At 61.7% G+C, this 25,206-nt stretch carries 26 protein-coding genes; 6 read left to right on the forward strand and 20 right to left on the reverse strand.

Going from position 1 to position 25,206, the window contains the following annotated elements:
• The first annotated feature begins 627 nt into the window (after window positions 1–627).
• Window positions 628–1,044, forward strand: coding sequence for a hypothetical protein (locus QIW53_RS12880; protein WP_371049988.1), 417 nt, complete (start codon window positions 628–630; stop codon window positions 1,042–1,044).
• Window positions 1,045–1,091: 47 nt separating this feature from the next.
• On the opposite strand, the gene QIW53_RS12885 is transcribed toward QIW53_RS12880, so the two are convergent.
• Both QIW53_RS12885 and QIW53_RS12890 read right to left on the reverse strand, forming a co-directional pair.
• Window positions 1,092–1,796 (reverse strand): DUF4823 domain-containing protein, encoded by a 705-nt coding sequence (locus tag QIW53_RS12885; RefSeq protein ID WP_371049989.1) that lies wholly within the window; start codon window positions 1,794–1,796, stop codon window positions 1,092–1,094.
• 214 nt (window positions 1,797–2,010) lie between these two features.
• Window positions 2,011–2,757, reverse strand: coding sequence for a substrate-binding periplasmic protein (locus QIW53_RS12890; RefSeq protein ID WP_371049990.1), 747 nt, complete (start codon window positions 2,755–2,757; stop codon window positions 2,011–2,013).
• A 143-nt stretch (window positions 2,758–2,900) separates the two neighbouring features.
• Between QIW53_RS12890 and dnaX the strand changes: the two genes are divergently transcribed.
• The 5 genes from dnaX to QIW53_RS12915 all read left to right on the forward strand — a co-directional run bounded on the left by dnaX (window position 2,901) and on the right by QIW53_RS12915 (window position 8,677).
• Window positions 2,901–5,018 carry a DNA polymerase III subunit gamma/tau gene (gene dnaX / locus QIW53_RS12895; protein ID WP_371049991.1) on the forward strand — a complete coding sequence of 706 codons (2,118 nt, stop codon included), beginning with the start codon at window positions 2,901–2,903 and terminating at the stop codon, window positions 5,016–5,018.
• Window positions 5,019–5,084: 66 nt separating this feature from the next.
• Window positions 5,085–5,423, forward strand: a complete 339-nt coding sequence (locus tag QIW53_RS12900) for a YbaB/EbfC family nucleoid-associated protein (RefSeq protein ID WP_371049992.1) — start codon at window positions 5,085–5,087, stop codon at window positions 5,421–5,423.
• A 194-nt stretch (window positions 5,424–5,617) separates the two neighbouring features.
• Window positions 5,618–6,652: an NADP-dependent oxidoreductase gene (locus QIW53_RS12905; protein WP_371049993.1), complete on the forward strand. Its 1,035-nt coding sequence runs from the start codon at window positions 5,618–5,620 to the stop codon at window positions 6,650–6,652.
• Between the two features lie 65 nt (window positions 6,653–6,717).
• Window positions 6,718–7,320, forward strand: a complete 603-nt coding sequence (recR, locus tag QIW53_RS12910; protein WP_371049994.1) for a recombination mediator RecR — start codon at window positions 6,718–6,720, stop codon at window positions 7,318–7,320.
• Window positions 7,321–7,528: 208 nt separating this feature from the next.
• The gene (locus tag QIW53_RS12915) at window positions 7,529–8,677 is read left to right on the forward strand and encodes an acyl-CoA dehydrogenase family protein (RefSeq protein WP_371049995.1); all 1,149 of its coding nucleotides are present in this window, start codon (window positions 7,529–7,531) and stop codon (window positions 8,675–8,677) included.
• Between the two features lie 60 nt (window positions 8,678–8,737).
• Here QIW53_RS12915 and QIW53_RS12920 read toward each other — a convergent pair whose 3' ends face one another.
• From QIW53_RS12920 to ccoN (QIW53_RS13005), 18 genes are all read right to left on the reverse strand, one after another.
• Window positions 8,738–9,286: an adenine phosphoribosyltransferase gene (locus tag QIW53_RS12920; protein WP_371049996.1), complete on the reverse strand. Its 549-nt coding sequence runs from the start codon at window positions 9,284–9,286 to the stop codon at window positions 8,738–8,740.
• Between the two features lie 77 nt (window positions 9,287–9,363).
• On the reverse strand, window positions 9,364–10,098 hold the full coding sequence (gene fnr, locus QIW53_RS12925) for a fumarate/nitrate reduction transcriptional regulator Fnr (protein ID WP_192301862.1): 735 nt from the start codon (window positions 10,096–10,098) through the stop codon (window positions 9,364–9,366).
• Between the two features lie 114 nt (window positions 10,099–10,212).
• Window positions 10,213–11,595 (reverse strand): oxygen-independent coproporphyrinogen III oxidase, encoded by a 1,383-nt coding sequence (hemN, locus tag QIW53_RS12930; protein ID WP_371050143.1) that lies wholly within the window; start codon window positions 11,593–11,595, stop codon window positions 10,213–10,215.
• A gap of 180 nt (window positions 11,596–11,775) precedes the next feature.
• The gene (locus QIW53_RS12935; RefSeq protein ID WP_371049997.1) at window positions 11,776–12,459 is read right to left on the reverse strand and encodes a sulfite exporter TauE/SafE family protein; all 684 of its coding nucleotides are present in this window, start codon (window positions 12,457–12,459) and stop codon (window positions 11,776–11,778) included.
• Window positions 12,452–12,670 (reverse strand): cbb3-type cytochrome oxidase assembly protein CcoS, encoded by a 219-nt coding sequence (ccoS, locus tag QIW53_RS12940; protein WP_371049998.1) that lies wholly within the window; start codon window positions 12,668–12,670, stop codon window positions 12,452–12,454. Before ccoS ends, QIW53_RS12935 begins: the two co-directional genes overlap by 8 nt.
• A gap of 24 nt (window positions 12,671–12,694) precedes the next feature.
• Window positions 12,695–15,145 carry a heavy metal translocating P-type ATPase gene (locus QIW53_RS12945; protein WP_371049999.1) on the reverse strand — a complete coding sequence of 817 codons (2,451 nt, stop codon included), beginning with the start codon at window positions 15,143–15,145 and terminating at the stop codon, window positions 12,695–12,697.
• Between the two features lie 155 nt (window positions 15,146–15,300).
• On the reverse strand, window positions 15,301–15,840 hold the full coding sequence (locus tag QIW53_RS12950) for a FixH family protein (protein WP_371050000.1): 540 nt from the start codon (window positions 15,838–15,840) through the stop codon (window positions 15,301–15,303).
• An 11-nt stretch (window positions 15,841–15,851) separates the two neighbouring features.
• Window positions 15,852–17,264: a cytochrome c oxidase accessory protein CcoG gene (gene ccoG, locus QIW53_RS12955; protein ID WP_371050001.1), complete on the reverse strand. Its 1,413-nt coding sequence runs from the start codon at window positions 17,262–17,264 to the stop codon at window positions 15,852–15,854.
• A gap of 208 nt (window positions 17,265–17,472) precedes the next feature.
• The gene (locus QIW53_RS12960) at window positions 17,473–17,883 is read right to left on the reverse strand and encodes a type II toxin-antitoxin system VapC family toxin (protein WP_371050002.1); all 411 of its coding nucleotides are present in this window, start codon (window positions 17,881–17,883) and stop codon (window positions 17,473–17,475) included.
• Window positions 17,883–18,137 carry a type II toxin-antitoxin system Phd/YefM family antitoxin gene (locus tag QIW53_RS12965; RefSeq protein WP_371050144.1) on the reverse strand — a complete coding sequence of 85 codons (255 nt, stop codon included), beginning with the start codon at window positions 18,135–18,137 and terminating at the stop codon, window positions 17,883–17,885. Before QIW53_RS12965 ends, QIW53_RS12960 begins: the two co-directional genes overlap by 1 nt.
• Window positions 18,138–18,292: 155 nt before the next feature.
• Entirely contained in the window at window positions 18,293–19,276 is a 984-nt protein-coding gene (ccoP, locus tag QIW53_RS12970; RefSeq protein ID WP_371050003.1) for a cytochrome-c oxidase, cbb3-type subunit III, read from the reverse strand.
• The gene (locus tag QIW53_RS12975) at window positions 19,273–19,458 is read right to left on the reverse strand and encodes a CcoQ/FixQ family Cbb3-type cytochrome c oxidase assembly chaperone (protein WP_032831505.1); all 186 of its coding nucleotides are present in this window, start codon (window positions 19,456–19,458) and stop codon (window positions 19,273–19,275) included. Before QIW53_RS12975 ends, ccoP (QIW53_RS12970) begins: the two co-directional genes overlap by 4 nt.
• Before the next feature lie 5 nt (window positions 19,459–19,463).
• Window positions 19,464–20,072 carry a cytochrome-c oxidase, cbb3-type subunit II gene (gene ccoO / locus QIW53_RS12980; RefSeq protein ID WP_192301853.1) on the reverse strand — a complete coding sequence of 203 codons (609 nt, stop codon included), beginning with the start codon at window positions 20,070–20,072 and terminating at the stop codon, window positions 19,464–19,466.
• The gene (gene ccoN, locus QIW53_RS12985) at window positions 20,072–21,514 is read right to left on the reverse strand and encodes a cytochrome-c oxidase, cbb3-type subunit I (protein WP_371050004.1); all 1,443 of its coding nucleotides are present in this window, start codon (window positions 21,512–21,514) and stop codon (window positions 20,072–20,074) included. Before ccoN (QIW53_RS12985) ends, ccoO (QIW53_RS12980) begins: the two co-directional genes overlap by 1 nt.
• A 484-nt stretch (window positions 21,515–21,998) precedes the next feature.
• The gene (gene ccoP, locus QIW53_RS12990; RefSeq protein WP_371050005.1) at window positions 21,999–22,952 is read right to left on the reverse strand and encodes a cytochrome-c oxidase, cbb3-type subunit III; all 954 of its coding nucleotides are present in this window, start codon (window positions 22,950–22,952) and stop codon (window positions 21,999–22,001) included.
• Window positions 22,949–23,146, reverse strand: a complete 198-nt coding sequence (locus QIW53_RS12995; protein ID WP_192301850.1) for a cbb3-type cytochrome oxidase subunit 3 — start codon at window positions 23,144–23,146, stop codon at window positions 22,949–22,951. Before QIW53_RS12995 ends, ccoP (QIW53_RS12990) begins: the two co-directional genes overlap by 4 nt.
• Before the next feature lie 3 nt (window positions 23,147–23,149).
• Window positions 23,150–23,758 carry a cytochrome-c oxidase, cbb3-type subunit II gene (gene ccoO / locus QIW53_RS13000; protein ID WP_371050006.1) on the reverse strand — a complete coding sequence of 203 codons (609 nt, stop codon included), beginning with the start codon at window positions 23,756–23,758 and terminating at the stop codon, window positions 23,150–23,152.
• A 10-nt stretch (window positions 23,759–23,768) separates the two neighbouring features.
• Window positions 23,769–25,193: a cytochrome-c oxidase, cbb3-type subunit I gene (gene ccoN, locus QIW53_RS13005; protein ID WP_371050007.1), complete on the reverse strand. Its 1,425-nt coding sequence runs from the start codon at window positions 25,191–25,193 to the stop codon at window positions 23,769–23,771.
• Window positions 25,194–25,206 lie beyond the last annotated feature (13 nt).

Consider the following 25,206-nt stretch of genomic DNA (forward strand, 5'->3'; position numbering starts at 1 on the left):
ATCCATCCTGGGGCTACAGTTTGTAGAAAGATCGCCAACCTGATCTGAAAACCAATGCTCATCCCAGGGATCACGATGATTACAGTGCCCTACAAGTGCAGCAGGTGCGGGTCTACCCTTGAAATCCGCAAGATTAAACTGCCGGTGAGAGACAAGGATGATCTGTATTGTCCAGTGTGCGGCGATCACATCAAAAGCTGGAACGAAGCGAAGATGTGGACCCCCACAGTGATCGAGAGAGCCGAGCAGCACCTAGTGAAGTAGTCACGCAGGTCAACTGGCGACGCCGTTTTTCTAAGAGCGCCGTAGCCGCATAATCGCCTCGGTAATCGCCTGAGCGTTCTTGTCCAGTGTCTCAAGTGCCACGATGGCATTATTGGCGAAATTCCCCTGCCCGTGTTCAGATAGCCATTTCGTTACTTCCTCCAGCCCTGCGGCTAGAGCGTGTCGGTTGAGGAGGGGCAGGCTCAAAGCGTCGGCTGTCGCAACTGTGCTTCCTGGTTATATGGCATGGCTCGCACCCTCGTAATGATGGAGGAAGCTTAGATCAATTAGCCGCTCTGTGGGGTCGCCGCCTGGAGACCGCCAATGGGTTAGACTTCTCTCATCGCCCTATGGACTCTGTACATGAAAACACCTTCTGATCTCAAAGTTCTCGATATCATCTACAAGCGTTACTACGAGGAGTTCGCGAATCACTCGCTTGAGAAAGACGTTCAGAATGGCCGTCGAACAAAGATCTTCGTGCCGGTTGATTGCAAGATGATCGCCAAAGAGTTGAACGTAGACAGCGACATCGTGTTTGGCAGGCTCCACTACCATATGCAACATAAGTACGGCTACACCAATGAGGACGGTAGCAAGGTAGCGTTCTATACGCCGATAGCTGGGGAAGAACAACGCTGCGTTAACTTCCCGTTACTTGCGTCGGTACTGGCGGGGCTTCAGCAAGAAAATAGCAAATTCCTGTGGGCGACTATGATGTCTGGCATCGCCTTGGCCGTATCCATCGCCGTGCCGCTGGCAGGTTGGTTGGCCGCATAATCACGCCGAGAAAGCCGCCGGAGCAGTGGCAGTGCCACAGTTGCGATCTATCGCTCGGACACTAACGCAGCCACGTCTTTAGCAAACTGTTGCTGGAGTAGGGACGTTGGATTGGCGTTTCCCCACTCTAAAAAAGCGCTAGCCATCGCAGATGACTTCGCTGTGTAGGTGATTGATCTTTGCGACTTTGGATCCGCGATCGGAGACAGATCAAGTCGAACTGAGATGCGGTCTGGCATTCCCGACCAGCCCGTTGCTCTATCCTCGTACTCAATGATCTGCGGATTCAGCACGAACTGGCAGCCCGCCATTTGGGCTTTTTCCTTGTCGTCGATAAGAAACGCATTGCGGCCAGTTTGTTCAACCCCTGAACGAACTTTTTCCGCGATTAACTTACCCGCCCCCGTATAAGTGTGTTGCTGAAACGACGGGTCGCTGGGGGTTTTAATGCAGATAGGAGAATGGTTACCGTTCGCGGAAGGCGTGCCAGTGACGGTCGTAGAAGTGGCATCAGGGACAGAGACACAACCAGTAGCAAGAAGCAAAGTTGGGATGAGGTACAGAGGCTTTAGTGAAGACACATTTAGCTTCCTAGCGTCAGTGAAGTGCAGGTGTAGCATGGCGTCCTTTTGAGGGTCAACAGAGTTGTCACGCCCTTTATTGGCCAACTCTTCGCCCAACGTCGCACCCTCTGAACGGTTTTGTGAGTGCGCTGATGTAGGAATATCCTGAGCAATCTGGTTGGCAGCCAAAAGTTAGTCAGGATGCAGCGGTGTTAAGAGCCATCCCCGTGTCAACCTGCTGCCAGCGTCCAGAATCGCCAAATATCACAGACAACAAAGAGCCCCGTACTTGACGGGGCTCATCCACTGTGCGGGTTAAGCTTTGTTCCAGTGGCGCTTGACAGTAGCGATGCCAAGGTTTCTGCCGTTTCCGATTCGGCACGTGCCGGCCCGCCAATGAACGCTACCGGTTGTCCGTCTGGCCGACATACAGCCGGATGATGTCGTCGATCTCCCCGGACATCTTCATCCTCAGCAGGGTGCGCAGAATGCGCTGCACCGGGACGTCCGGGTCGTTGCGCACGAAGCAGCCGACACTCTGCTCCTGCAACACCGCCATGCTCTGCAGTTGCCGCTCCGGTCGTTGCCTTTGATTGAACCAGTCCAGCGTCCACTGGTTGGTCACGGCGTAGCGATAGCGCCCGGCCAGCAGCTTTTCAAGGGTTTGATCCTGGCTGCGCGCGTCTTCGCGCAGCAGGTGACCGCCGTCGAACAACGGCTGCAGGGTCGGGTAGCTGTAACCCAGCACCGTGCCGATGGTCTGGTGGGGCAGGTTTTCCGGGACCACGACACCCGGCGGCTCCTGCCGGCTGACCAGCACGTCCGGTTGGGTCCACAGCGGGATGCTCCAGATATAGTCGCCGGACTGGTTGGGCAGCCAGGTCTGCGCGGCATAACAGCGCACATCGACCTCACCACGCTCCATCGCGCCTTGCACCCGCGCCCTGGGCAGCACGTGAAACTCGGCCGGCAGGCCGACCTGGGTGGCGAGGCTGAGCATCGCGTCATACAGGATGCCCTGGGTCGGCTGACCGCGCTCCAGTTGCACCATAGGCATCGCCCAGCTGTCGGGCACCACGAAGCGCAACGGCGCCTCGGCGGCGCTGGTATTCAGACTGATGAACAGCAGTGCCCCCAAGGCCAGCCGCATAGACGCTCCGGTACTGATGAACCCCGAGCCGATGAAAGCCCAAAGTGTGCATCTTAGCCAGATTAGACGAGCATGCCGGATGCAATTTTGGCCTTGCTCCGCTAGCATTAGCCGCTTCTGTTCCTTGGTTGCGACGGTTTTCGATGAGTTATCAGGTTCTTGCACGTAAATGGCGTCCGCGCTCGTTCCGCGAAATGGTCGGCCAGACCCATGTGCTCAAGGCTCTGATCAATGCCTTGGACAGCCAGCGGCTGCACCACGCCTACCTGTTCACCGGTACGCGCGGGGTCGGCAAGACCACCATTGCGCGGATCATCGCCAAGTGCCTGAACTGTGAAACAGGTATCACTTCCAGCCCCTGTGGCGAGTGTTCGGTGTGCCGGGAGATCGATGAAGGGCGCTTCGTCGACCTGATCGAGATCGACGCCGCGAGCCGCACCAAGGTCGAGGACACCCGCGAGCTGCTGGACAACGTGCAGTACGCGCCGAGCCGTGGGCGCTTCAAGGTCTACCTGATAGACGAAGTGCACATGCTCTCCAGCCATTCCTTCAATGCGCTGTTGAAAACCCTCGAAGAGCCGCCGCCCTACGTCAAGTTCATCCTGGCCACCACCGACCCGCAGAAACTTCCTGCAACTATTTTGTCGCGGTGCTTGCAGTTCTCCCTGAAGAACATGACCCCGGAACGCGTGGTCGAGCACCTGACCCACGTGCTGGGCGTCGAGAACGTACCCTTCGAAGACGATGCACTGTGGCTGCTCGGTCGCGCCGCCGACGGTTCGATGCGCGACGCCATGAGCCTGACCGACCAGGCGATTGCCTTCGGTGAAGGCAAGGTCATGGCCGCCGACGTGCGGGCGATGCTCGGCACGCTCGATCATGGTCAGGTCTACGACGTGCTGCATGCGCTGATCCAGGGCGACGCCAAGGCGCTGCTCGAGGGCGTGCGGCACCTGGCCGAACAGGGCCCGGACTGGAATGGCGTGCTTTCGGAAATTCTCAACGTGCTGCACCGTGTCGCCATCGCCCAGGCGCTGCCGGATGGCGTCGACAACGGCCACGGCGACCGTGACCGGGTGCTGGCACTGGCCCAGGCCCTGCCGGCCGAAGACGTGCAGTTCTACTACCAGATGGGCCTGATCGGTCGCCGCGACCTGCCGCTGGCGCCGGATCCGCGTGGCGGCTTTGAAATGGTCCTGCTGCGCATGCTGGCGTTCCGGCCCGCCGATACCGAGGACGCACCGAGGCAGCCGCTAAAGCCAGTGGGGATCAGCCAGGCCACAGTTGATTCCACCCAGTCAGTGGCGGCCGCGCCCGTGGTTGCGTCGGCAGTGGCTGCGGCAGTTGTACCCTCGGCATCGGTGCCTCCGGTCGTTCCTGCCCCGGAACCTGAGCCGGTTGCGGTCCCGGTCCCGGCCTCGGCACCGGTTCCGGCCCCGGTTGCGCCTGTAGCTGCGCCTGAGCCGGTCGCCGAGCCTGAACCTGTCGCGGTCGAGGAAGTGGTCGACCTGCCGTGGAACGACCCGGTGGAACCCGAAGTCGTCCTGCAGCCTGAGGTCGAGCCGGTACTGGAGACCGTCGCCGAACAACCCGAATTGCCGCCGGTCCTGTCGTCGACCCCGGACAGCGTCGTCCCGGATGCCAGCGAGCAACCCGCTGCAGCGATTGCCGAACCGACGGCCGCTGAGGTGGATGCCGCCACACCGGGCTTTGACCTGGACGATGAGCCACCGCTGGACGAGGACTACATCGAGCCGGACATGGATTCGGCCTACAGCTACCTCGACGACCTGGCCAGTGAACACACGGCCGAGCCGGCGCCCGAACCCGAGCCAGAACCGGCGGCGATGCCCGCCACGGGGTTGGCGCTGCAATGGCTGGAACTGTTCCCGAAACTGCCAATTTCCGGCATGACCGGCAGCATCGCCGCCAACTGCACGCTGATCGCCATCGAAGGCGACACCTGGTTGCTGCACCTCGATCCGGCCCATAGCGCGCTGTTCAACGCCACTCAGCAGCGCCGGCTCAACGATGCGTTGAACCAGTTCCACGGTCGCACGCTGACCCTGAACATGGAGCTGATCAAGCCCGAGCAGGAGACCCCGGCGCAGGCGGCGTCCCGACGTCGTGCCGATCGTCAGCGCGAGGCCGAGGAGTCGATCCACGGTGATCCGTTCATCCAGCAGATGATGACGCAGTTCGGTGCGGTGATCCGTAACGATACTATTGAACCTGTCGAAGCCCTGGTCAGTCAGGGCTAATAACTGAAGCTGTTCGGTCGGGTGGCCGGACAGCGTTTTTATCCACGTACTTTTGAGGTGATTACCATGATGAAAGGTGGCATGGCCGGCCTGATGAAGCAGGCGCAGCAGATGCAGGAAAAAATGGCCAAGATGCAGGAAGAACTGGCCAACGCCGAAGTCACCGGTAAGGCCGGTGGCGATATGGTCACCGTGGTGATGACCGGTCGTCACGACGTGAAGAGCGTGAGCATCGACCCAAGCCTGGTCGAAGGCCTGAGCGAAGACGACAAGGAGATGCTGGAAGCGGTTGTCGCTGCCGCCGTCAACGACGCCGTGCGCAAGATCGAGGCCAACAGCCAGGAAAAAATGGGCAGCATGACCGCCGGCATGCAATTGCCGCCGGGCATGAAAATGCCGTTCTGACAGGCTGCGGCCAATCGGATGATTGACAGACAATGCCAGGCATCGCGCCTGGCATTTTTGTTTCTGCCGTCGAACGATGTACGGTTCTATGAACATGAAGTCGACTCGCTACGGCACAACAACATCGAACACCCCGGCGTCATGACGGTCTGCTTGTATAACCGCCAAACTCATCGATCAAAGGAGACGCTCACATGCCAGAAGCATTGACCCTCAACCAACGTATCGTCCTGGCGTCCCGTCCGGTGGGCGCGCCGACGCCCGAGAATTTCCGCCTGGAACGCGAAGCGCTGCCGGACCTGGCCGATGGTCAGGTGTTGCTCAAGACCCTTTTTCTGTCGCTGGACCCCTACATGCGTGGACGCATGAGCGATGCGCCGTCCTACGCCGCACCGGTGGAAATCGACGAGGTGATGACCGGTGGGGCTGTCAGTCGGGTTGAGCGTTCGTTGAACCCCAAGTTCCACGAAGGCGATCTGGTGGTCGGTGCCACCGGCTGGCAGAGCCACAGCATCAGCGATGGGCGCAACATCATTCCGGTGCCATCCGGGCTGCCGAGCCCGTCGATGGCATTGGGTGTGCTGGGCATGCCGGGCATGACCGCCTACATGGGCTTGATGGACATCGGCCAGCCCGCACCCGGCGAAACCCTGGTGGTCGCTGCGGCGTCCGGCGCGGTCGGCTCCGTGGTCGGTCAAGTGGCGAAGATCAAGGGCCTGCGCGTGGTGGGCGTCGCGGGTGGCGCGGACAAATGCCGCTACGTGGTCGAGGAACTGGGCTTCGACGCCTGCATCGATCACCGCCGCGAGGACTTCGCCAGCGAACTGGCGCTCGCGTGCCCAAAGGGCGTCGACATCTATTACGAGAATGTCGGTGGCAAGGTGTTCGATGCGGTCGTGCCGTTGCTCAACCCAAAGGCGCGTATTCCCCTGTGCGGCCTGATCGCCTCCTACAACGCCAGTGAAGCGCCCACCGGGCCGGATCGGTTGCCGCTGCTGCAGCGCACGCTGCTGACCAAGCGGGTGCGAATCCAGGGCTTCATCGTCTTTGATGACTACGGTGACCGCCAGCCGGAATTCGTCAGCGCCATGGCGCCGTGGGTGCGCGACGGCAAGGTGAAATTCCGTGAGGACGTGGTCGACGGTCTCGAGAATGCGCCCGAGGCGTTCATCGGTCTGCTGGAAGGGCGCAACTTCGGCAAACTGGTGGTGCGGGTCGCCCAGGACTGAGCATTTGACGCTGGCCAGAGGCGCGGGTATAAACCGCGTCTCGTCGTTTTGTCGGACTTTTCTTCATGAGCTTCAGCCCTTTGATTCGCCAACTGATCGATGCCCTGCGAATTTTGCCTGGCGTGGGTCAGAAAACCGCCCAGCGCATGGCGTTGCAGTTGCTCGAACGTGATCGCAGCGGCGGCGCGCGCCTGGCGTCGGCCTTGAGCCAGGCCATGGAAGGGGTGGGCCACTGCCGGTTGTGTCGCACGCTGACCGAGGACGACCTGTGCCCGCAATGCGCCGACAGCCGTCGCGACGACACCTTGCTGTGCGTGGTGGAAGGCCCGATGGACGTGTACGCGGTGGAGCAGACCGGTTTCCGTGGTCGCTATTTCGTGCTCAAGGGGCACCTGTCGCCGCTGGACGGGCTCGGTCCGGAAGCCATCGGGATTCCGCAACTGCTGGCGCGAATCGATGAAGCCGGCACCTTTGCCGAGGTCATCCTCGCCACCAACCCGACCGTAGAGGGTGAAGCCACCGCGCACTACATCGCCCAGTTGCTGGCCAGCAAAGGCCTGATCGCTTCGCGCATCGCCCATGGCGTGCCGCTCGGGGGCGAGCTGGAGCTGGTGGATGGCGGAACGCTGGCGCATTCGTTTGCGGGGCGTAAGCCGATTTCTCTGTAGTTCTGTGTTGTTCGGGCTGACGCTATCGCGGGCAAGCCCGCTCCTACAGTGGCAGGTGGTGTCCACCCATTTTGTGAACTCCGCTGAACCTGTGGGAGCGGGCTTGCCCGCGATGGGCGCGCCTCGGCCTCACGATTCGTCACAATCCTGTTGAAAACCAAGCAAGCGCTCGGTTAACTTCGCTGAACCCCTCCAGCGGAGTTCGCCGATGCCTGCCTTCCAGGAATACTTCGACCCCAGCCACCAGTTGGTCCGTGACAGCGTCAGACGCTTCGTCGAACGCGAGATTCTTCCAGGCATCGATCAGTGGGAAGAAGCCGAAAGCTTCCCCCGTGAGCTGTATCACAAGGCCGGGGAGGCGGGGATTCTCGGCATCGGTTACCCGGAACGTTTTGGTGGCAGCCATGAAGGCGATCTGTTTGCCAAGGTTGCCGCCAGCGAGGAGTTGATGCGCTGCGGCTCGGGTGGTCTGGTGGCGGGTCTGGGGTCGCTGGACATCGGCCTGCCGCCCATTCTCAAATGGGCCCGGCCCGACGTCCGTGACCGGATCGTGCCGGCGGTGCTGACCGGTGAGAAAATCAGCGCCCTGGCGGTGACCGAGCCCGGCGGCGGCTCCGACGTCGCCCACCTGCATACCCGCGCCGTGCGTGACGGCGACGTCTACCGGGTCAGCGGCAGCAAGACCTTCATCACCAGTGGCGTGCGCGCTGACGTCTACACGGTGGCGGTGCGCACGGGTGAGCCAGGGTTCGCCGGCATCAGCCTGCTGTTGATCGAGAAAGGCACGCCCGGCTTCACCGTGGGGCGCTCGCTGAAGAAGATGGGCTGGTGGGCTTCGGACACGGCAGAGCTGTTCTTCGACGATTGCCGTGTGCCCGTGGGCAACCTGATCGGCGCCGAGAACATGGGCTTTGCCTGCATCATGGGCAACTTCCAGAACGAGCGCCTGGCCCTGGCGCTGATGGCCAACATGACTGCCGAGCTGGCGCTGGAAGAGAGCCTGAAATGGGCGCGTCAGCGCGAAGCGTTCGGCAAACCCATCGGCAAGTTCCAGGTGATCAAGCACCGCCTTGCGGAAATGGCCACGGCCCTGGAAGTCTCACGGGAGTTCACCTATCGACAGGCGGCGAAAATGGCGGCGGGGCAGAGTGTGATCAAGGAGATCTCCATGGCCAAGAACGTGGCCACCGACACGGCCGATCGCATCACCCACGATGCGGTGCAGATCCTTGGCGGCCTGGGCTATATGCGCGAGAGCCTGGTGGAGCGGCTATACCGTGATAACCGGATTCTTTCGATTGGCGGGGGGACACGGGAAGTGATGAACGAGATCATCAGCAAGCAGATGGGGCTCTAGTTTTGCGGTGTTGCTGCTGGCCCCATTGCTCGCCAGCGATGAGGCCGGTGAGAACGCTGCTTACTTATCCGTCAACGCAAACTGCGTCAGGCAAAACGTCGGAATGCCCATATCTTCCAGGCGCCGGGACCCGCCCAGCTCCGGCAGGTCGATGATCGCTGCGGCTTCGTGAACCCGCGCGCCCATGCGCCGAATCAGGTTGGCCGCCGCGATCAGGGTGCCGCCGGTGGCGATCAGGTCATCGAACATCACCACCGAATCGCCTTCGCACAGGCTGTCGGCGTGCACTTCCAGGAAGGCTTCGCCGTATTCAGTCGCGTAGCCTTCGGCCAACACGTCCGCCGGCAGTTTGCCTTGCTTGCGGAACAGGATCAGTGGCTTGTTCAACTGGTAGGCCAGCACCGAGCCGATCAGGAAGCCCCGGGCATCCATTGCGCCGATGTGGGTGAAGTCGGCCTCGACGTAACGATGGGCGAAGCTGTCCATCACCAGGCGCAGCGCGGTGGGGGACTGGAACAGCGGGGTGATGTCGCGAAAGATGACGCCCGGTTTCGGGAAGTCGATGACCGGGCGGATCAGGGATTTGATGTCGAAGGAGTCGAAGACCATCGTCGAGGTGTCCTGGCAGGCTGCAAACGTCGCAGTATAACGACGGCTGAACCGTTTGGCTCAGCCGCCTTGTTGCATCAGCCTTCGAGCGAGCCGCCGGCGAGTGCGCAGAGCTGGATCGGGTCAAGGATATGGATTTCCTTGCCTTCGGCGGCGATCAGTTCGTTGGCCTGGAAGCGCGTGAACACCCGCGACACGGTTTCCACCGCCAGCCCCAGGTAGTTGCCGATTTCGTTGCGCGACATGCTCAGGCGGAACTGGTTGGCCGAGAAGCCACGGGCCCGGAAGCGCGCGGACAGGTTGACGAGGAAAGTGGCGATGCGTTCGTCGGCGGTCTTTTTCGACAGCAGCAGCATCATTTGTTGATCGTCGCGGATCTCGCGGCTCATCACGCGCATCAACTGACGGCGCAGTTGCGGCAATTGCAGCGCCAGTTCGTCCAGGCGTTCGAACGGAATTTCGCAGACCGAGGTGGTTTCCAGCGCTTGCGCCGACACCGGGTGTTTTTCCGTGTCCATGCCCGACAGCCCGACCAGCTCGCTCGGCAGGTGGAAACCGGTGAGCTGTTCTTCACCGCCATCGCTCAGGCTGAACGTTTTCAACGCGCCGGAGCGTACTGCATAAACGCAATCGAAGTTGTCGCCCTGGCGGAACAGGAATTCACCTTTTTTCAGCGGGCGGCCACGTTTGACGATTTCGTCCAGCGCATCCATGTCTTCCAGGTTCAGAGAAAGTGGCAGACAGAGGGGGGCCAGGCTGCAATCCTTGCAATGAGCCTGGTTGTGAGCGCGCAGTTTTACTGGCTCGGACATTTCTTGAATCCTTGTGGGAAATCACACATAGGACGTAAGGGTAACTCAACGGAACTCGTTGAGGCCAGCGGTGTGCCGAATTGTCACATCGCGATAATCCGGCGCGATGAGGTCCTAGATCACCCGGGAAAACCGCTGGCGATTCTGTTGGTCCAGGTAGGCGTCGAAGACCATGCACACCGAACGCACCAGCAAACGCCCGGCGGGCAGGACGCTGATGCGTTCATCGCTCAGCTCAATCAGCCCGTCCTGGGCCATGCCTTGCAATTGCGGCCACAGCGGGGCGAAGTAAGCGCGGAAGTCGAGGTTGAACGCCTGTTGGATCATGGCGAACTGCAGCTCGAAACTGCAAATCAACTGCTGGATCACGGCGCGCCGCACCCGATCGTCGAGGGTGCACAGCAGGCCGCGATTGGTGGCCAGTTGCGCGGAGGCCAGGCTGCCCTGGTATTGGTTCAGGTCGCTGCTGTTCTGGCAGTACAGGTCGCCGATCTGGCTGATCGCCGAGACGCCCAGGCCAATCAGGTCGCAATGACCGTGGGTGGTGTAGCCCTGGAAATTGCGTTGCAGGGTCGACTCTTCCTGGGCAATCGCCAGCTCGTCGTCGGGCAGGGCGAAGTGGTCCATGCCGATGTAGCGGTAGCCAGCGTTGGTCAGTTGTTCGATGGTCTGCTGGAGCATTTCGAGTTTCTGCACCGGCGTCGGCAACTCGTCGCTGTTGATTCGCCGCTGCGGCATGAAGCGCTCGGGCAGGTGCGCGTAGTTGAACACCGATAACCGGTCCGGTTGCAGGCTGATCACTTCCTCGACCGTGCGGGCGAAATGTTCCGGGGTCTGCTTGGGCAGGCCGTAGATCAGGTCGATGTTGATCGAGCGGAATTGCAGGGTGCGCGCCGCCTCGATCACGGCGCGGGTTTCATCCGGGCTTTGCAGGCGGTTGACCGCCCGTTGCACGGCCGGGTCGAGGTCCTGCACGCCGATGCTGACCCGATTGAAACCCAGCTCGCGCAGCAGGCCCATGGTCGACCAGTCGGCCTCGCGAGGGTCGATCTCGATGCCGTAGTCGCCACTGTCGTCGTCCAGCAGATTGAAGCTCTTGCGCAGTTGGGCCATCAGTTGGCGCAATTCGTCGTGGCTGAGGAAGGTCGGCGTGCCGCCACCGAAGTGCAACTGCTCGACGGTCTGCGCCGGGTCGAGGTGGCAGGCGATCAACTGGATTTCCTGCTCCAGGCGTTGCAGGTAGGGCAGGGCCCGCCCGCGATCCTTGGTGATGACCTTGTTGCAGGCGCAGTAGTAGCAGATGTTCGCGCAGAACGGGATGTGCACGTACAGCGACAACGGGCGCAGGGCCTTGCGGCTTTCGCGCAGCGCGTGGAACAGGTCGAAGGTGCCGACGTTGCCGTCGAACTGCACGGCGGTCGGGTAGGAGGTGTAGCGCGGACCCGCCAGGTCGTAACGGCGGATCAGGTCGGTGTCCCAACGAATGTCGTCGAGCATCATGCGGGCGTTCCCCGGATAGGCTGGCTGTGTCGCGAGTCTATGGGGTGCGGCGTTGGGGCATCTTGATTTGCATCAACGCACGGACGGCCCGGTACTCCACGGTGTGCCAGATGCCCAGCGTCATCGTTGACGCCCATCGCGAGCATGCTCGCGCCTGCAGGGATCGGCGGGTGCCGATCAGTGCCCCATCAGCCAATGCTGGTGCGGACCCGGCAGGGTCCAGATGCCGAACAGGATCACCAGCAAGCCTCCGGTCATGCGCACGCTGCGCTTGCGCAGCAGTGCCGTGACCCGTTCCGCCGCCAGTCCGGTGGCCAACAGCACCGGCCACGTGCCAAGACCGAAGGCGAGCATCAGCAGCGCGCTGTCCAGTGCATTGCCCTGGCTCGCCGACCACAGCAGGGTGCTGTAGACCAACCCGCACGGCAGCCAGCCCCAGAGCGCGCCCAGCAGCAAGGCGCGGGGCAGGCTTGATACCGGCAGTAATCGGCTCGCGATGGGCTGGATATGCCGCCACAGGCCGCGACCGAGGCTTTCGATGCGGGTCAGGCCGCTCCACCAGCCGGCCAGGTACAGGCCCATGGCGATCAGCAACAAGCCGGCGAGGACGCGCATGAACGTGGCGGCCGGACTGTTCGCCACCGCCCATCCCGCCAGACCGATCAGCAGGCCGGCCGTCGCGTAGCTGAGGATTCGTCCCAGGTTATACGCCAGCAGCAGGCGAAAGCGCCGGCTGCGTTGCTCCTTGGGTATGGCCAGGGTCAATGCCCCCATCAGCCCGCCACACATGCCCAGGCAATGACCACCGCCCAGCAGGCCAAGAATCACCGCCGATACCAGCAGGGGTGCCAGCTCAAGCATGCGGCGGCGCCTTGTCGTCCGGCTTGGCGGACTGGCCGCTGGCTTCGTCGACGGCGGCGGTGTGGTTCGGGTCCTGGTCGTCGAACAGGATGCTGTGCGCCGGGCCATCGAGGTCGTCGTACTGACCGCTGTCGACCGCCCAGAAGAAGATGAAGATCGCGATGGCGACAATCAGCAGCGCGGCCGGGATCATCACGTAGAGAGCTGGCATGGCAAGGCTCCATGCCCGCGCGGCTCAGGCCGGCAGCGGGCGGGTTTCTGGGGTGGCGCTGACGGCCGCCGTATCGGGCAGGCGGGTCAGGCGCAGGGCATTCAGCACCACGACCAACGAACTGATGGACATGCCGACCGCCGCCCACACGGGCGTGATCCAGCCGACGGCAGCGAACGGCAACATGAGGCCATTGTACAGCGTGGCCCAGGCCAGGTTCTCGACGATGATCCTGCGGGTACGACGGGCCAGACCGAAAGCTTGCACCAGCGCGTCGAGTCGGTTCGAGAGCAGCACGGCGTCGGCGCTGGTTTTCGCCAGGTCGGTGGCCGAGCCCATGGCCACGCTGATGTCGGCGGCGGCCAGCACCGGGACATCGTTGACCCCGTCGCCGAGCATCAGCACCTTGCGGCCTTCCTTGTGCAGCTGTTGCAGGACCTGCAATTTGTCGTCCGGACGCAAGCCGCCGCGGGCTTCGTCGATGCCCAGTTCGGCAGCGACACTGGCGACCATCGGCGAGCTGTCGCCGGACAGCAGCAGCGTGCGCCACCCGCGAGCCTTGCACGCCTTGATCAATGCCGGTGCGTCTTCACGCAGGCGGTCGTCGAGGACGAACCATGCCAGCGGTCCGTGGGCGTCGCCCAGCAGCAGCCATTGGCCGGCTTCTTCGGGCATCGGCGGCGTGACGGCGCCACTGAGTTCGCAGACGAAATCCGGTTGGCCGATGCGCAGGCGCTGCCCGGCGACGACGCCTTCCAGGCCCAGCCCCGGGGTGCTGTGGACTTCCTCGGCGGCCAGGGGCGCACGACCGAAGGCGCGGGCAATCGGGTGCTCGGAGCGGTTTTCCAGGGCGGCGGCGAGGCCCAGGCACTGGTCGCTGCTGGCGGCCGCGAGGGTACGGATGGAGCGCAGTGCCAGACGACCTTCGGTCAGCGTACCGGTCTTGTCGAAAATCACCGTGTCGATCTGATTCAGGCCTTCCAGCACATGGCCGCGAGTCAGCAGCAGGCCGAGTTTGTGCAGGGTGCCGGTGGCGGCGGTGAGCGCGGTGGGAGTGGCCAGCGACAGGGCGCAGGGGCAGGTCGCAACGACCATCGCCAGGACGATCCAGAAAGCGCGCGAGGCGTCGAGTTGCCACCAGACCAGGCCGATGATCGCCGAGGCCATCAACGACAGCAGCAGGAACCACTGCGCGGCGCGGTCGGCGATTTCCGCCAGTCGTGGTTTTTCCGACTGGGCGCGATCCAGCAGGCGGACAATGGCGGACAGTCGGGTGTCATGACCCAGGGCGAGGACTTCAACCGTCAGCGCGCCTTCCACGTTCAACGTGCCGGCCGTGACCGCGTCTCCCGGGGTACGCGGTTGCGGCAGGTATTCACCGGTCAACAGGGATTCGTCGATGCTCGACTGGCCCTCGAGGATCCGGCCATCGGCCGGAAGCACGGCGCCCGGGTGCACCAGCACCTGATCGCCGACACGCAGCTCGTTGAGCAGGATGCGCTCGCTCTGCCCGTCGGCATCCAGGCGCAGGCACGACGCGGGCAGCAGGTTGACCAGTTGTGCGGTGGCGGCGGCGGTGCGCTCCCGGGCGCGTCGCTCCAGATAGCGCCCGGCCAGCAGGAACAGGGCAAACATGCCGACGGTGTCGAAATACAGTTCGCCCACGCCTGTGATGGAAGTCCAGATCCCGGCGATGTAGGCACAGCCGATCGCCAGCGACACCGAGACGTCCATGGTCAGGTGACGCGTGCGCAGGTCGCGCATCGCCCCCTTGAAGAACGGCGCGCAGCTGTAGAAGACAATGGGCGTGGTCAGGAACAGAGCGACCCAGCGCAGGATGGTGTGCAGCTCGGGGCTGAGGTCGATGTTGAATTCCGGCCAGGTGGCCATGGTCGCCATCATCGCCTGGAACCACAGCAGGCCAGCCACGCCCAGTTGGCGCAGGGCCAGGCGGTTCTCGCTGGCCAGTTGTTCGCTGGCGCGATCCGGCTGGTAGGGGTGGGCGGCGTAGCCAATCTGACGCAGTTCGCCGAGCATCTGGCTAAGCGGCAATTGCCCGTCGGCCCAGCGCACGTGCAGGCGATGGTTGGACAGGTTCAGGCGCGCTTCTGCCACCGCCGGCAAACCACGCAGATGTTTCTCGATCAGCCAGCCGCACGCCGCGCAACTGATGCCCTCCATCAGCAGCGTGGTCTCGGCCAGTTCTCCGTCATGCCGTACAAAGGTTTGTTGCACGTCGGTGCGGTCATACAGCGCCAGTTCATCGACCAGTTGCACCGGCAGGGCTTCGGGGTTGGCCGAGGCTTCGCTGCGATGCTGGTAATAACTTTCCAGTCCTCCGGCCACAATGGCCTGGGCCACGGCCTGACAGCCCGGGCAGCAGAATTCGCGGGTTTCACCGAGCACGGCGGCGGTGAAGCGGCTGCCGGCCGGGACGGGCAGGGCGCAGTGGTAGCAGGGGAGTTGGGTGGTCATGAGGTCATCACTGGTACCGCAGAGTCTCTATCGTCTGGCCGGGCCTCTTCGCGGGCAAGCCCGCTCCCACAGGAGGCGGTGGTGCACTCGACCTTGGAGTCCGACCGCGATCACTGTGGGAGCGGGCTTGCCCGCGATGCGCGAAGCGCGGCTGTTTACTTCTTCAGGTCTTCCGCGCCTTGCAGCGGCTCGTCACCCAACAGCAGGTCCTTGTCATGGCTGACCAGTTCCTCTTCGAACATGCGCCAGATATGGTCGTCCTGGCTACCCAGCAATTCGACAAACCGACGGCCTTCCACCTTGTCGCTCAACTGGCCGATGTAGCGACCCTGTTCGGTTTCGCTGCGGGTCAGGGTGATCTTGCGGTCCTTGTCCGGCTGGGTCGGCGAGATCAGGTTCAGTTCCAAAGATTTCGGCTGGCTGTTACCGGTAAGGCGCAAGTCGACTTCGCCGGTCACATCGTCCAGGTGCACGCTGGCGCGCAATTGCAGGGTTTGCGCCAGCAGTTCACGGTCCAGGGAGCGGTTGATGCCTTTGCCGGCCTCGTAGTAGTTGTCGTTGACCAGGTTGTCCGGGTTGTTGACCGCAATCGTCACCATGGACAGGGTCAGCGTCACCGAGCAGGCGAGGATGCCGATGATGATCCACGGCCAAAGGTGCTTGTACCAGGGGCTTGCGGCGTTTACTGCAGGCATGATGACTTCTCTCAACGAATTTGTGGGCCGATGAATCGGCTCTTGGCTTCAACGTGAATGCTCTCGTCATCGGCGTCCTTGAGGATGAATTTCACCTCGTTGGTGCTCGATGGCAGTTTTTCCGGCGCCATGGACAGCTCCACTGGCTGGCTGACGATGTCACCCGCGACCACCTTGATCTCGCGCCGACCCTGCAGCTTGAGGTCCGGCAGGCCGCTGGCCTCCAGCACATAGGTATGGTCGCGCTGGTCCTTGTTCATGATCTTCAGGCTGTAGACGTTTTCGATCCGGCCTTCGGCGTTCTCGCGGTAGAGGACACGGTCCTTGCTGACGTCGAAGCCGACCAGCGAGCGGGTGGCGAACGCAGCGGCGAGCAGGCCGATCATGACCAGCAGCACCGTGGCATAGCCGATCAGGCGCGGGCGCAGCTTGTGGGTTTTCTGCCCCGACAGGTTGTGTTCGGTGGTGTAGCTGATCAGGCCCCGTGGGTAATCCATCTTGTCCATGATGGCGTCGCAGGCGTCGATGCAGGCCGCACAGCCCACGCATTCGACCTGCAGGCCATCGCGGATATCGATACCGGTCGGGCACACCTGGACGCACATGGTGCAGTCGATGCAATCGCCCAGCCCCTGGGCCTTGTAATCGGCGCCTTTCTTGCGCGGGCCACGGCTTTCGCCACGGCGCGGATCGTAGGAGATGATCAGGGTGTCCTTGTCGAACATCACGCTCTGGAAGCGCGCGTAAGGGCACATGTAAATGCACACTTGCTCACGCAGCCAGCCGGCATTGCCGTAGGTGGCCAGGGTGAAGAAGCCGACCCAGAAATAGGACCAGCCATCGGCTTCGCCGGTGAAGAAGTCCACGACCAGTTCACGAATCGGCGAGAAGTAACCCACGAACGTCATGCCAGTGACGAAGCCGATCAGGATCCACAGGGCGTGCTTGGTGAACTTGCGCAGGAACTTGTTGGTGCTCATGGGCATTTTGTCGAGCTTGATCCGCTGGTTGCGGTCGCCCTCGGTGACCTTTTCACACCACATGAAAATCCAGGTCCAGACGAATTGCGGGCAGGAATAACCGCACCAGACGCGACCGGCGTAAACGGTGATGAAGAACAGGCCAAAGGCGCTGACGATCAGGATGCCCGACAACAGGATGAAATCCTGAGGCCAGAAGGTCGCACCGAAAATGAAGAACTTGCGTTCCGGCAAATTCCACCAGACCGCCTGGTGACCGGCCCAGTTCAGCCAGACCGTGCCGAAGTACAGGAGGAACAGGAACGCGCCACCGATGATCCGCAGGTTGCGAAACAGGCCGGTGAAGGCGCGGTTGTAGATTTTTTCACGAGAGGCATAAAGGTCGACGCTTTTGTCCCCTTTGGCAGGTGGCGTAACGTCATGTACCGGAATCTGATTGCTCATCGGTTGCATCCCACGGCAGTGGAGAAATGCCTCGGTCAGTACGTGCCGACCGCGGTCAAAATAGGGGTATTGCAGTGGCGCAATGATACCCCTGTAGGTCTACCACAAGGGTGCGACCATTGGTCACGTTGGTGGAAATGAACTGACAGTGTAATGACCTGAATCAATTGACTGGTGAAATTATGCTCGCTTTTGCCGGTGTTGGCAGTTAGTCGGCCCATGGATTGATCAGGGCAACGCCGCTGGATTGGAAGTCGCCGACGTTGCGTGTGACCAGGGTCAGGCCGTGAACCAGTGCCGTGGCGGCAATCAATGCATCGGCTTCGTTGGCCCGGTCGGGTACGTGCAGGCTGGCGCAGCGCAGGGCCACGGCGGCGTCGACCGGCAGGATTCGGGCATCGAATGCCGGCATGACGTGGCGCTTGAGCCAGGTGCGCAGGATCTTCCCTTGTACGGGGTCACGACGTTCCATGCGCAAAACGCCGGTCTCCAGTTCCTTCAAGGTAATCGCCGATATGAACAGGCGAGGTGCGATGACACTTCTGGCCCAGGCGACGACCTTGGCGTCGGCCTGGGGTTTGCGCAGTTCAGAGATCACATTGGTGTCGAGTAGATACATCAATCCAGGTCCAAGGGGCGGTGAGTGATCACGGCGCGCTCGGTTTCGAAGTCGATCGGTGCCGCTTCCGGCATGACCAGCAGTTCGACGATATCGGCGTCAATGCCCGTGAGTTTTTCGTACTCCTCTATGCTTAGCAGGACATGCGCCGGCCTGCCACGATCGGTGATGATCACCGGGCCCAGGCGCGTGGCTTTTTTGGCACCACTTGTGTCCTGATTGAATTCACGGCTGGAAAGGGTGGTGATGGCCATCATCGCGGGCCCTCCTAATGGCTGTATGTAGAAACGTTACTACTTCATTGCCGTTCTCGCAACAAGGCGACAAGGTGCAGGTGACGGCCGGTTTTCGAGCGCACAAAAAAGGCCCCGTCATATGACGGGGCCTTTGGGTGTCACCGAGGCTTGCCTTACTGGGCGTCTTCGGCCGGAGCCTTCTCGCCGTGAGACAGGCTGTAGACGTAAGCGGCCAGCAGGTGAACCTTGTCGTTGCCTTGCAGCTGTTCCTGGGCAGGCATCTGGCCCTGACGGCCGTAACGGATGGTCTGCTGCAGTTGAGCGAAGCTCGAGCCGTAGATGAACGCGCCCGGGTGGGTCAGGTCAGGCGCACCCATGGCCGGTGTGCCTTTGCCCTGCGGACCGTGGCAAGCCACGCAGTTGGCGGCGAACAGTTTCTGGCCGGCCTCCGGGTCAGCCTTGGCGCCTTCCGGCAGCTTGCGGCCATCGAGGTTGGTCAGCACGAAGGCGGCAACGTCCGCCACGCCTTGCTCACCGATCACTTCAGCCCAGGCCGGCATCACGGCGTGACGACCGCCCATGATGGTGGTCTTGATGGTTTCCGGCTCGCCGCCCCAGCGCCAGTCGGCGTCGGTCAGGTTCGGGAAACCATAGGCGCCCTTGGCGTCGGAACCGTGGCACACCGAGCAGTTGGAGGCGAACAGACGGCCACCCATCTTCAAGGCTTGCGGATCCTTGGCCACTTCTTCGATTGGCATGGAAGCGAATTTGGCGAAGATCGGCCCAAACTTGGCGTCCGATTTGGCCATTTCCTTTTCCCACTCGTGAACGCCGGTCCAGCCGGTCTGGCCGTTGGCGAACGCGGTCTGCTTCTCGTTATCCAGGTAGTTGTAACCCGGCAGCAGGCCTTTCCAGTTGCCCAGGCCCGGGTACAGCACCAGGTAGCCCAGGGCGAAAACGATGGTGCCCACGAACAGCATGAACCACCATTTCGGCAGCGGGTTGTCGTACTCTTCGATCCCGTCGAAAGAGTGTCCGACCGTCTCTTCGGTCTGCTCGGCGCGCTGGCCCTTGCGGGTCGACAGCAGCAGCCAGGTCAGGGAAAAGATCGTACCGAGACTGAGGACTGTGACGTACAGACTCCAGAATGTAGTCATTCTTTGTTACTCCTAGAAGCTTGCTCGACGTGCTTGATGGCTTCGGGATCATCCGCGAAAGGCAGCAAGGTCGCGTCTTCAAACTCCGACTTGCGCTTGGGGCTGAACACCCACAAGGCCAGACCCACGAAGGCCACCATCACGACGACGGTGCCCAGGCCACGAATCATCCCGATATCCATTTAGATCACCGTTTGCTTTTGATGATGGTGCCCAGGCCTTGCAGATAGGCCACCAGCGCGTCCATTTCGGTTTTGCCCTTCACGGCTTCCTGAGCACCGGCGATGTCTTCGTCGGTGTAAGGGACGCCGAGCGTGCGCAAGACTTCCATTTTCTTGGCGGTGTCTTTGCCGTCGAGCTTGTTTTCCACGAGGAACGGGTAGGCCGGCATTTTCGACTCCGGCACTACGTTGCGCGGGTTGTACAGGTGCGCACGCTGCCAGTCATCGGAGTAACGACCGCCGACACGGGCCAGGTCCGGACCGGTACGCTTGGAACCCCACAGGAACGGGTGGTCCCACACGCTTTCACCGGCGACCGAGTAGTGGCCGTAACGTTCGGTTTCAGCACGGAACGGGCGGATCATCTGCGAGTGGCAGCCGACACAACCGTTGGCGATGTAGATGTCGCGGCCTTCCAGTTCAAGGGCGGTGCGCGGCTTCATGCCTTCCACCGGCTTGTTGGTGACGTCCTGGAAAAACAGCGGAACGATCTGGGTCAGGCCGCCGACGCTGACGGCGATGACCATGAAGAAGGCCAGCAGGCCAATATTCTTCTCGACTGCTTCATGCTTCATCAGTGAGCTCCAACTACAGCGATCTGTTCGGCAGCTTTGGCTTCAGCCGGGTTCGAGGCGCGCACGGTGCGCCATACGTTGTAGGCCATCAACAGCATGCCGCTGGCGAAGAACGCACCACCCAGGGCACGAACGATGAAACCAGGGTGGCTGGCTTGCAGCGCTTCGACGAACGAGTAGGTGAGGGTGCCGTCATCGTTGATTGCACGCCACATCAGGCCTTGGGTAATGCCGTTGACCCACATCGAGGCGATGTACAGCACGGTGCCGATGGTGGCGAGCCAGAAGTGCGCGTTGATCAGGCCAACGCTGTGCATTTGCGTGCGGCCGAACAGTTTCGGGATCATGTGATAGATGGCGCCGATCGAGATCATCGCTACCCAGCCCAGAGCGCCGGCGTGAACGTGGCCGATGGTCCAGTCGGTGTAGTGCGACAGCGAGTTGACGGTCTTGATCGCCATCATCGGGCCTTCGAAGGTCGACATGCCGTAGAACGCCAGCGATACCACGAGGAAGCGCAGGATCGGGTCGGTGCGCAGCTTATGCCAGGCGCCCGACAGGGTCATCATGCCGTTGATCATGCCGCCCCAGCTTGGCGCCAGCAGGATGATCGACATCGCCATGCCCAGCGACTGCGCCCAGTCCGGCAGCGCAGTGTAGTGCAGGTGGTGCGGGCCGGCCCAGATGTAGAGGGTGATCAGCGCCCAGAAGTGCACGATCGACAGGCGATAGGAGTAGATCGGACGTTCGGCCTGTTTTGGCACGAAGTAGTACATCATCCCCAGGAAGCCGGTGGTCAGGAAGAAGCCCACAGCGTTGTGGCCGTACCACCACTGGATCATCGCATCGGTCGCACCGGAGTACGCCGAGTAGGATTTGAAGAAACTGACCGGCAGGGAGGCGTGGTTGACGATGTGCAGCATCGCGGTGACGACGATGAAAGCACCGTAGAACCAGTTACCGACGTAGATGTGCTTGGTGTTGCGCTTGGTGATGGTGCCGAAGAACACCAGACCGTAGGTCACCCAGACAATGGCCAGCAGAATAGCCAGGGGCCATTCCAGTTCCGCGTATTCCTTGGTGGTGGTGTAACCCAGCGGCAAGGTAATGATCGCGCCGACGATCACCGCTTGCCATCCCCAGAAGGTGAAGGCAGCGAGGCTGTCGGAAATCAGTCGCGTTTGGCAGGTTCGCTGCACGACGTAGTAAGAAGTGGCAAACAATGCACAACCACCAAAGGCGAAAATCACCAGGTTGGTGTGCAGCGGGCGTAAGCGTCCAAAAGTCGTCCACGGCAGACCGAAGTTCAATTCCGGCCATACAAGCTGTGAGGCGATGAAGACACCGAGCCCCATGCCAAGGATCCCCCAGACCACCGTCATGATGGCGAACTGGCGGACTACCTTATAGTTATAAGCAGTCGGACTGATTGCTGTGCTCATTCTAAGGTTCCACGGTTTGGGTGTTTTATTAGGAGTAAAAAATCGGTCGCAAGTATGTAGAAAGCGTAGGGTCATTGCAACGCGCCATGACCTGGGTCAATGCTTTCCAGCGCTGATTCTGCGGCCTTTCCATGCGCCGCGTAGGGTCAAAAATACCCCACGACAGAACGTCGTTGCGCACGGGAACGGGGTGGGGATCGGGTCGGGTGTAACGAGGTGTGTTCAAACGCAACGAAAAGGTGATCGATGACAGGCAGCGCGACAGCCGGTATCTACCAGCCTTTGCGGCCTCCATCGCTCGGAATCGTCGCACACATCGGATCGGGTCGACCTGGAGCCGGCACTTGCCATCGCGTGTCGCAGCAAGCTTAGACCCGAATCCGGGGAACCGAAAGGAGGACCAATGGAGGGGTGCGACAATGAGTCGCAAAAGGAGCGGGGAACTGCCGCATTCGGAAAAATGCGGCAGTAGAGCGGTCAGGAATTATTCGCTTTTGCCTTCAGCCTGCAAACGCTCTTTATTTACACCGTGGGACAAGCTGTACACGTAAGCGGCCAGCAGTTGCACCTTGTCGTTGCCGAGCATTTCGTTCTGCGCCGGCATATGGCCCTGGCGGCCATGGCGAATGGTTTGTTGCAGTTGTGCCAGGCTGGTGCCGTAGATGAAGCCGGCCGGTTGCGTCAGGTTCGGCGCACCCATGGCTTCAGTGCCCTGACCATTCGCACCGTGACAGGCTACGCAGGTGGTGCTGAACGCTTGCTGTCCGGCTTGCAGGTCGGCGCTGTCGTCAGCCGGCAATGGCAGGCCGGCCAGGTCATGGCGCACGTAGGCGGCAACGTTTTTCACGCCGGCTTCACCGAGGATTTCACCCCAGGCCGGCATCGCAGCGATGCGTCCGCCCAGGATGGTGGCCTTGATGGTGTCGGCGTTGCCGCCCCAGCGCCAGATACTGTCGGTCAGGTTGGGGAAGCCGAAGGCGCCCTTGGCGTCCGAGCCGTGGCACACCGCGCAATTGGAGGCAAACAGACGGCCGCCCATTTTCAGCGCTTGCGGGTCCTTGGCCACTTCTTCCACGGGCATCGCCGCGAATTTGGCGAAGATCGGCCCAAACTTGGCGTCAGCCTTGTTCATCTCCTTTTCCCATTCGTTGACACCGGTCCAGCCGTTCTCATAACCCGGCAGGATGCCCTTCCAGTTGCCCAGGCCCGGGTAAAGGATCAGGTAGCCGACGGAAAACACCAGCGTGCCGGCGAACAGCATGAACCACCACTGCGGCAGCGGGTTGTCATACTCCTCGATGCCGTCGAAGCTGTGGCCCATGGTCTGGTCGACGCTGCCCTTGGTTTCGCCCCTGCGGGTGCCGATCAGCAGCCAGGTCAGGCCGATCAGGCTGCCGATGGTCAGTACGCAGATCCACGTACTCCAGAAGGTGGTCATGACCGGGTACTCCTTGTGACAGTTTCTTGGGTGCTATCAGGTTGTGGCTCATCGGCGAATGGCAGCAGGCGCGCTTCGGCGAACTCCGGATTGCGCTTGCCGTTGAACACCCACAGCGTCAGGCCGACGAAGGCCACGAACACCACGACCGTGCCCAGGCCGCGGATCAGGCCAGTACTCATTTCCAGGTCCATGGCTCACCTCTTGCTCTTGATGGCAGTGCCAAGCACTTGCAGGTAGGCGACCAGGGCGTCCATTTCCGACTTGCCCTTGAGCGACTCGGTCGCGCCGGCAACGTCGGCGTCGGTGTACGGCACGCCAAGGGTGCGCATCGCCTTGATCTTCGCTTCGGTGTGGCTGCTGTCGAGCTGATTGGCCACCAGCCATGGGTAGGCGGGCATCTTCGACTCAGGCACGACGTTGCGCGGGTTGTACAGGTGCGCGCGGTGCCAGTCATCGGAGTAGCGGGCGCCGACCCGGGCCAGGTCCGGACCGGTACGTTTGGAGCCCCACAGGAACGGGTGGTCCCAGACGCTTTCACCGGCAACCGAGTAGTGACCGTAGCGTTCGGTTTCGGCGCGGAACGGGCGGATCATCTGCGAGTGGCAACCGACGCAACCTTCGCGGATGTAGATGTCGCGGCCTTCCAGTTGCAGTGCGGTGTAGGGCTTCATGCCTTCGACCGGTTTGTTGGTCACGTCCTGGAAGAACAGCGGGACGATCTGGGTCAGGCCGCCGATGCTCACGGCGAACACCATCAGCAGCATCAGCAGGCCGACGTTCTTTTCAATCGTTTCGTGTTTCATGGTGGACTCCTCAGGCCATCTGCGCGGCAGCAACGACGTCAGCAGGCTGCGAGGCCCGCACAGTGCGCCAGGTGTTGTAAGCCATCAGGAACATGCCGCTGAGGAAGATCGCACCGCCCACCAGTCGCACGATGAAGCCTGGGTGGCTGGCCACCAGGGTTTCGACGAAGGAGTAAGTCAGCGTGCCGTCTTCGTTGACGGCGCGCCACATCAGGCCCTGGGCGATGCCGTTGACCCACATCGAGGCGATGTACAGCACGGTGCCGATGGTCGCCAGCCAGAAGTGCGCGTTGATCAGGCCGAGGCTGTACATCTGCTCGCGACCGAAGACTTTCGGGATCATGTGGTACAGCGCGCCGATGGAGATCATTGCCACCCAGCCGAGTGCGCCGGCGTGTACGTGGCCGATGGTCCAGTCGGTGTAGTGGGAGAGGGCGTTGACCGTCTTGATCGCCATCATCGGCCCTTCGAAGGTCGACATGCCGTAGAACGCCAGCGACACCACGAGGAAACGCAGGATCGGGTCGCTGCGCAGCTTATGCCAGGCGCCCGACAGGGTCATCATGCCGTTGATCATGCCGCCCCAGCTCGGTGCCAGCAGGATCAGCGACATCACCATGCCCAGTGATTGTGCCCAGTCCGGCAGCGCGGTGTAGTGCAGGTGGTGCGGACCGGCCCAGATGTAGAGGGTGATCAGTGCCCAAAAGTGCACGATCGACAGGCGATAGGAATACACCGGACGCTCGGCCTGTTTCGGCACGAAGTAGTACATCATCCCCAGGAAGCCGGCGGTCAGGAAGAAACCTACGGCGTTGTGCCCGTACCACCACTGCACCATGGCGTCGGTGGCGCCGGCATACAGCGAGTAGGACTTGGTGAAGCTCACCGGCAACTCAAGGTTGTTGACGATGTGCAAAATGGCCACGGTGAGGATGAACCCGCCGAAGAACCAGTTACCGACATAGATGTGTTTGGTGTTGCGCTTCATGATCGTGCCGAAGAACACGATGGCGTAGGCAACCCAGACGATGGTGATCAGGATGTCGATCGGCCATTCCAGTTCGGCGTATTCCTTGGAGCTGGTGTAACCCAGCGGCAGGCTGATCGCCGCCAGCAGGATCACCAGTTGCCAGCCCCAGAAGCAGAAGGCGGCGATTTTCGGCGCAAACAACTGAGTCTGGCAGGTGCGCTGCACCGAGTAGAACGAGCTGGCGAACAGGGCGCAGCCGCCGAAGGCGAAGATCACCGCGTTGGTGTGCAGTGGGCGCAAACGCCCGAAACTGGTCCACGGCAAGTTGAAGTTGAGTTCGGGCCAGACCAATTGAGCCGCGAGAAAAACCCCGAGCCCCATGCCGACGATGCCCCACACCACCGTCATAATGGCGAATTGGCGGACCACCTTGTAGTTGTAGGCGGTACTGATAGAAGTGTTCATGGTTCCCCATCCA

It is taken from the genome of Pseudomonas fluorescens (genome assembly GCF_041354075.1).
Taxonomy (GTDB): domain Bacteria; phylum Pseudomonadota; class Gammaproteobacteria; order Pseudomonadales; family Pseudomonadaceae; genus Aquipseudomonas; species Aquipseudomonas fluorescens_CE.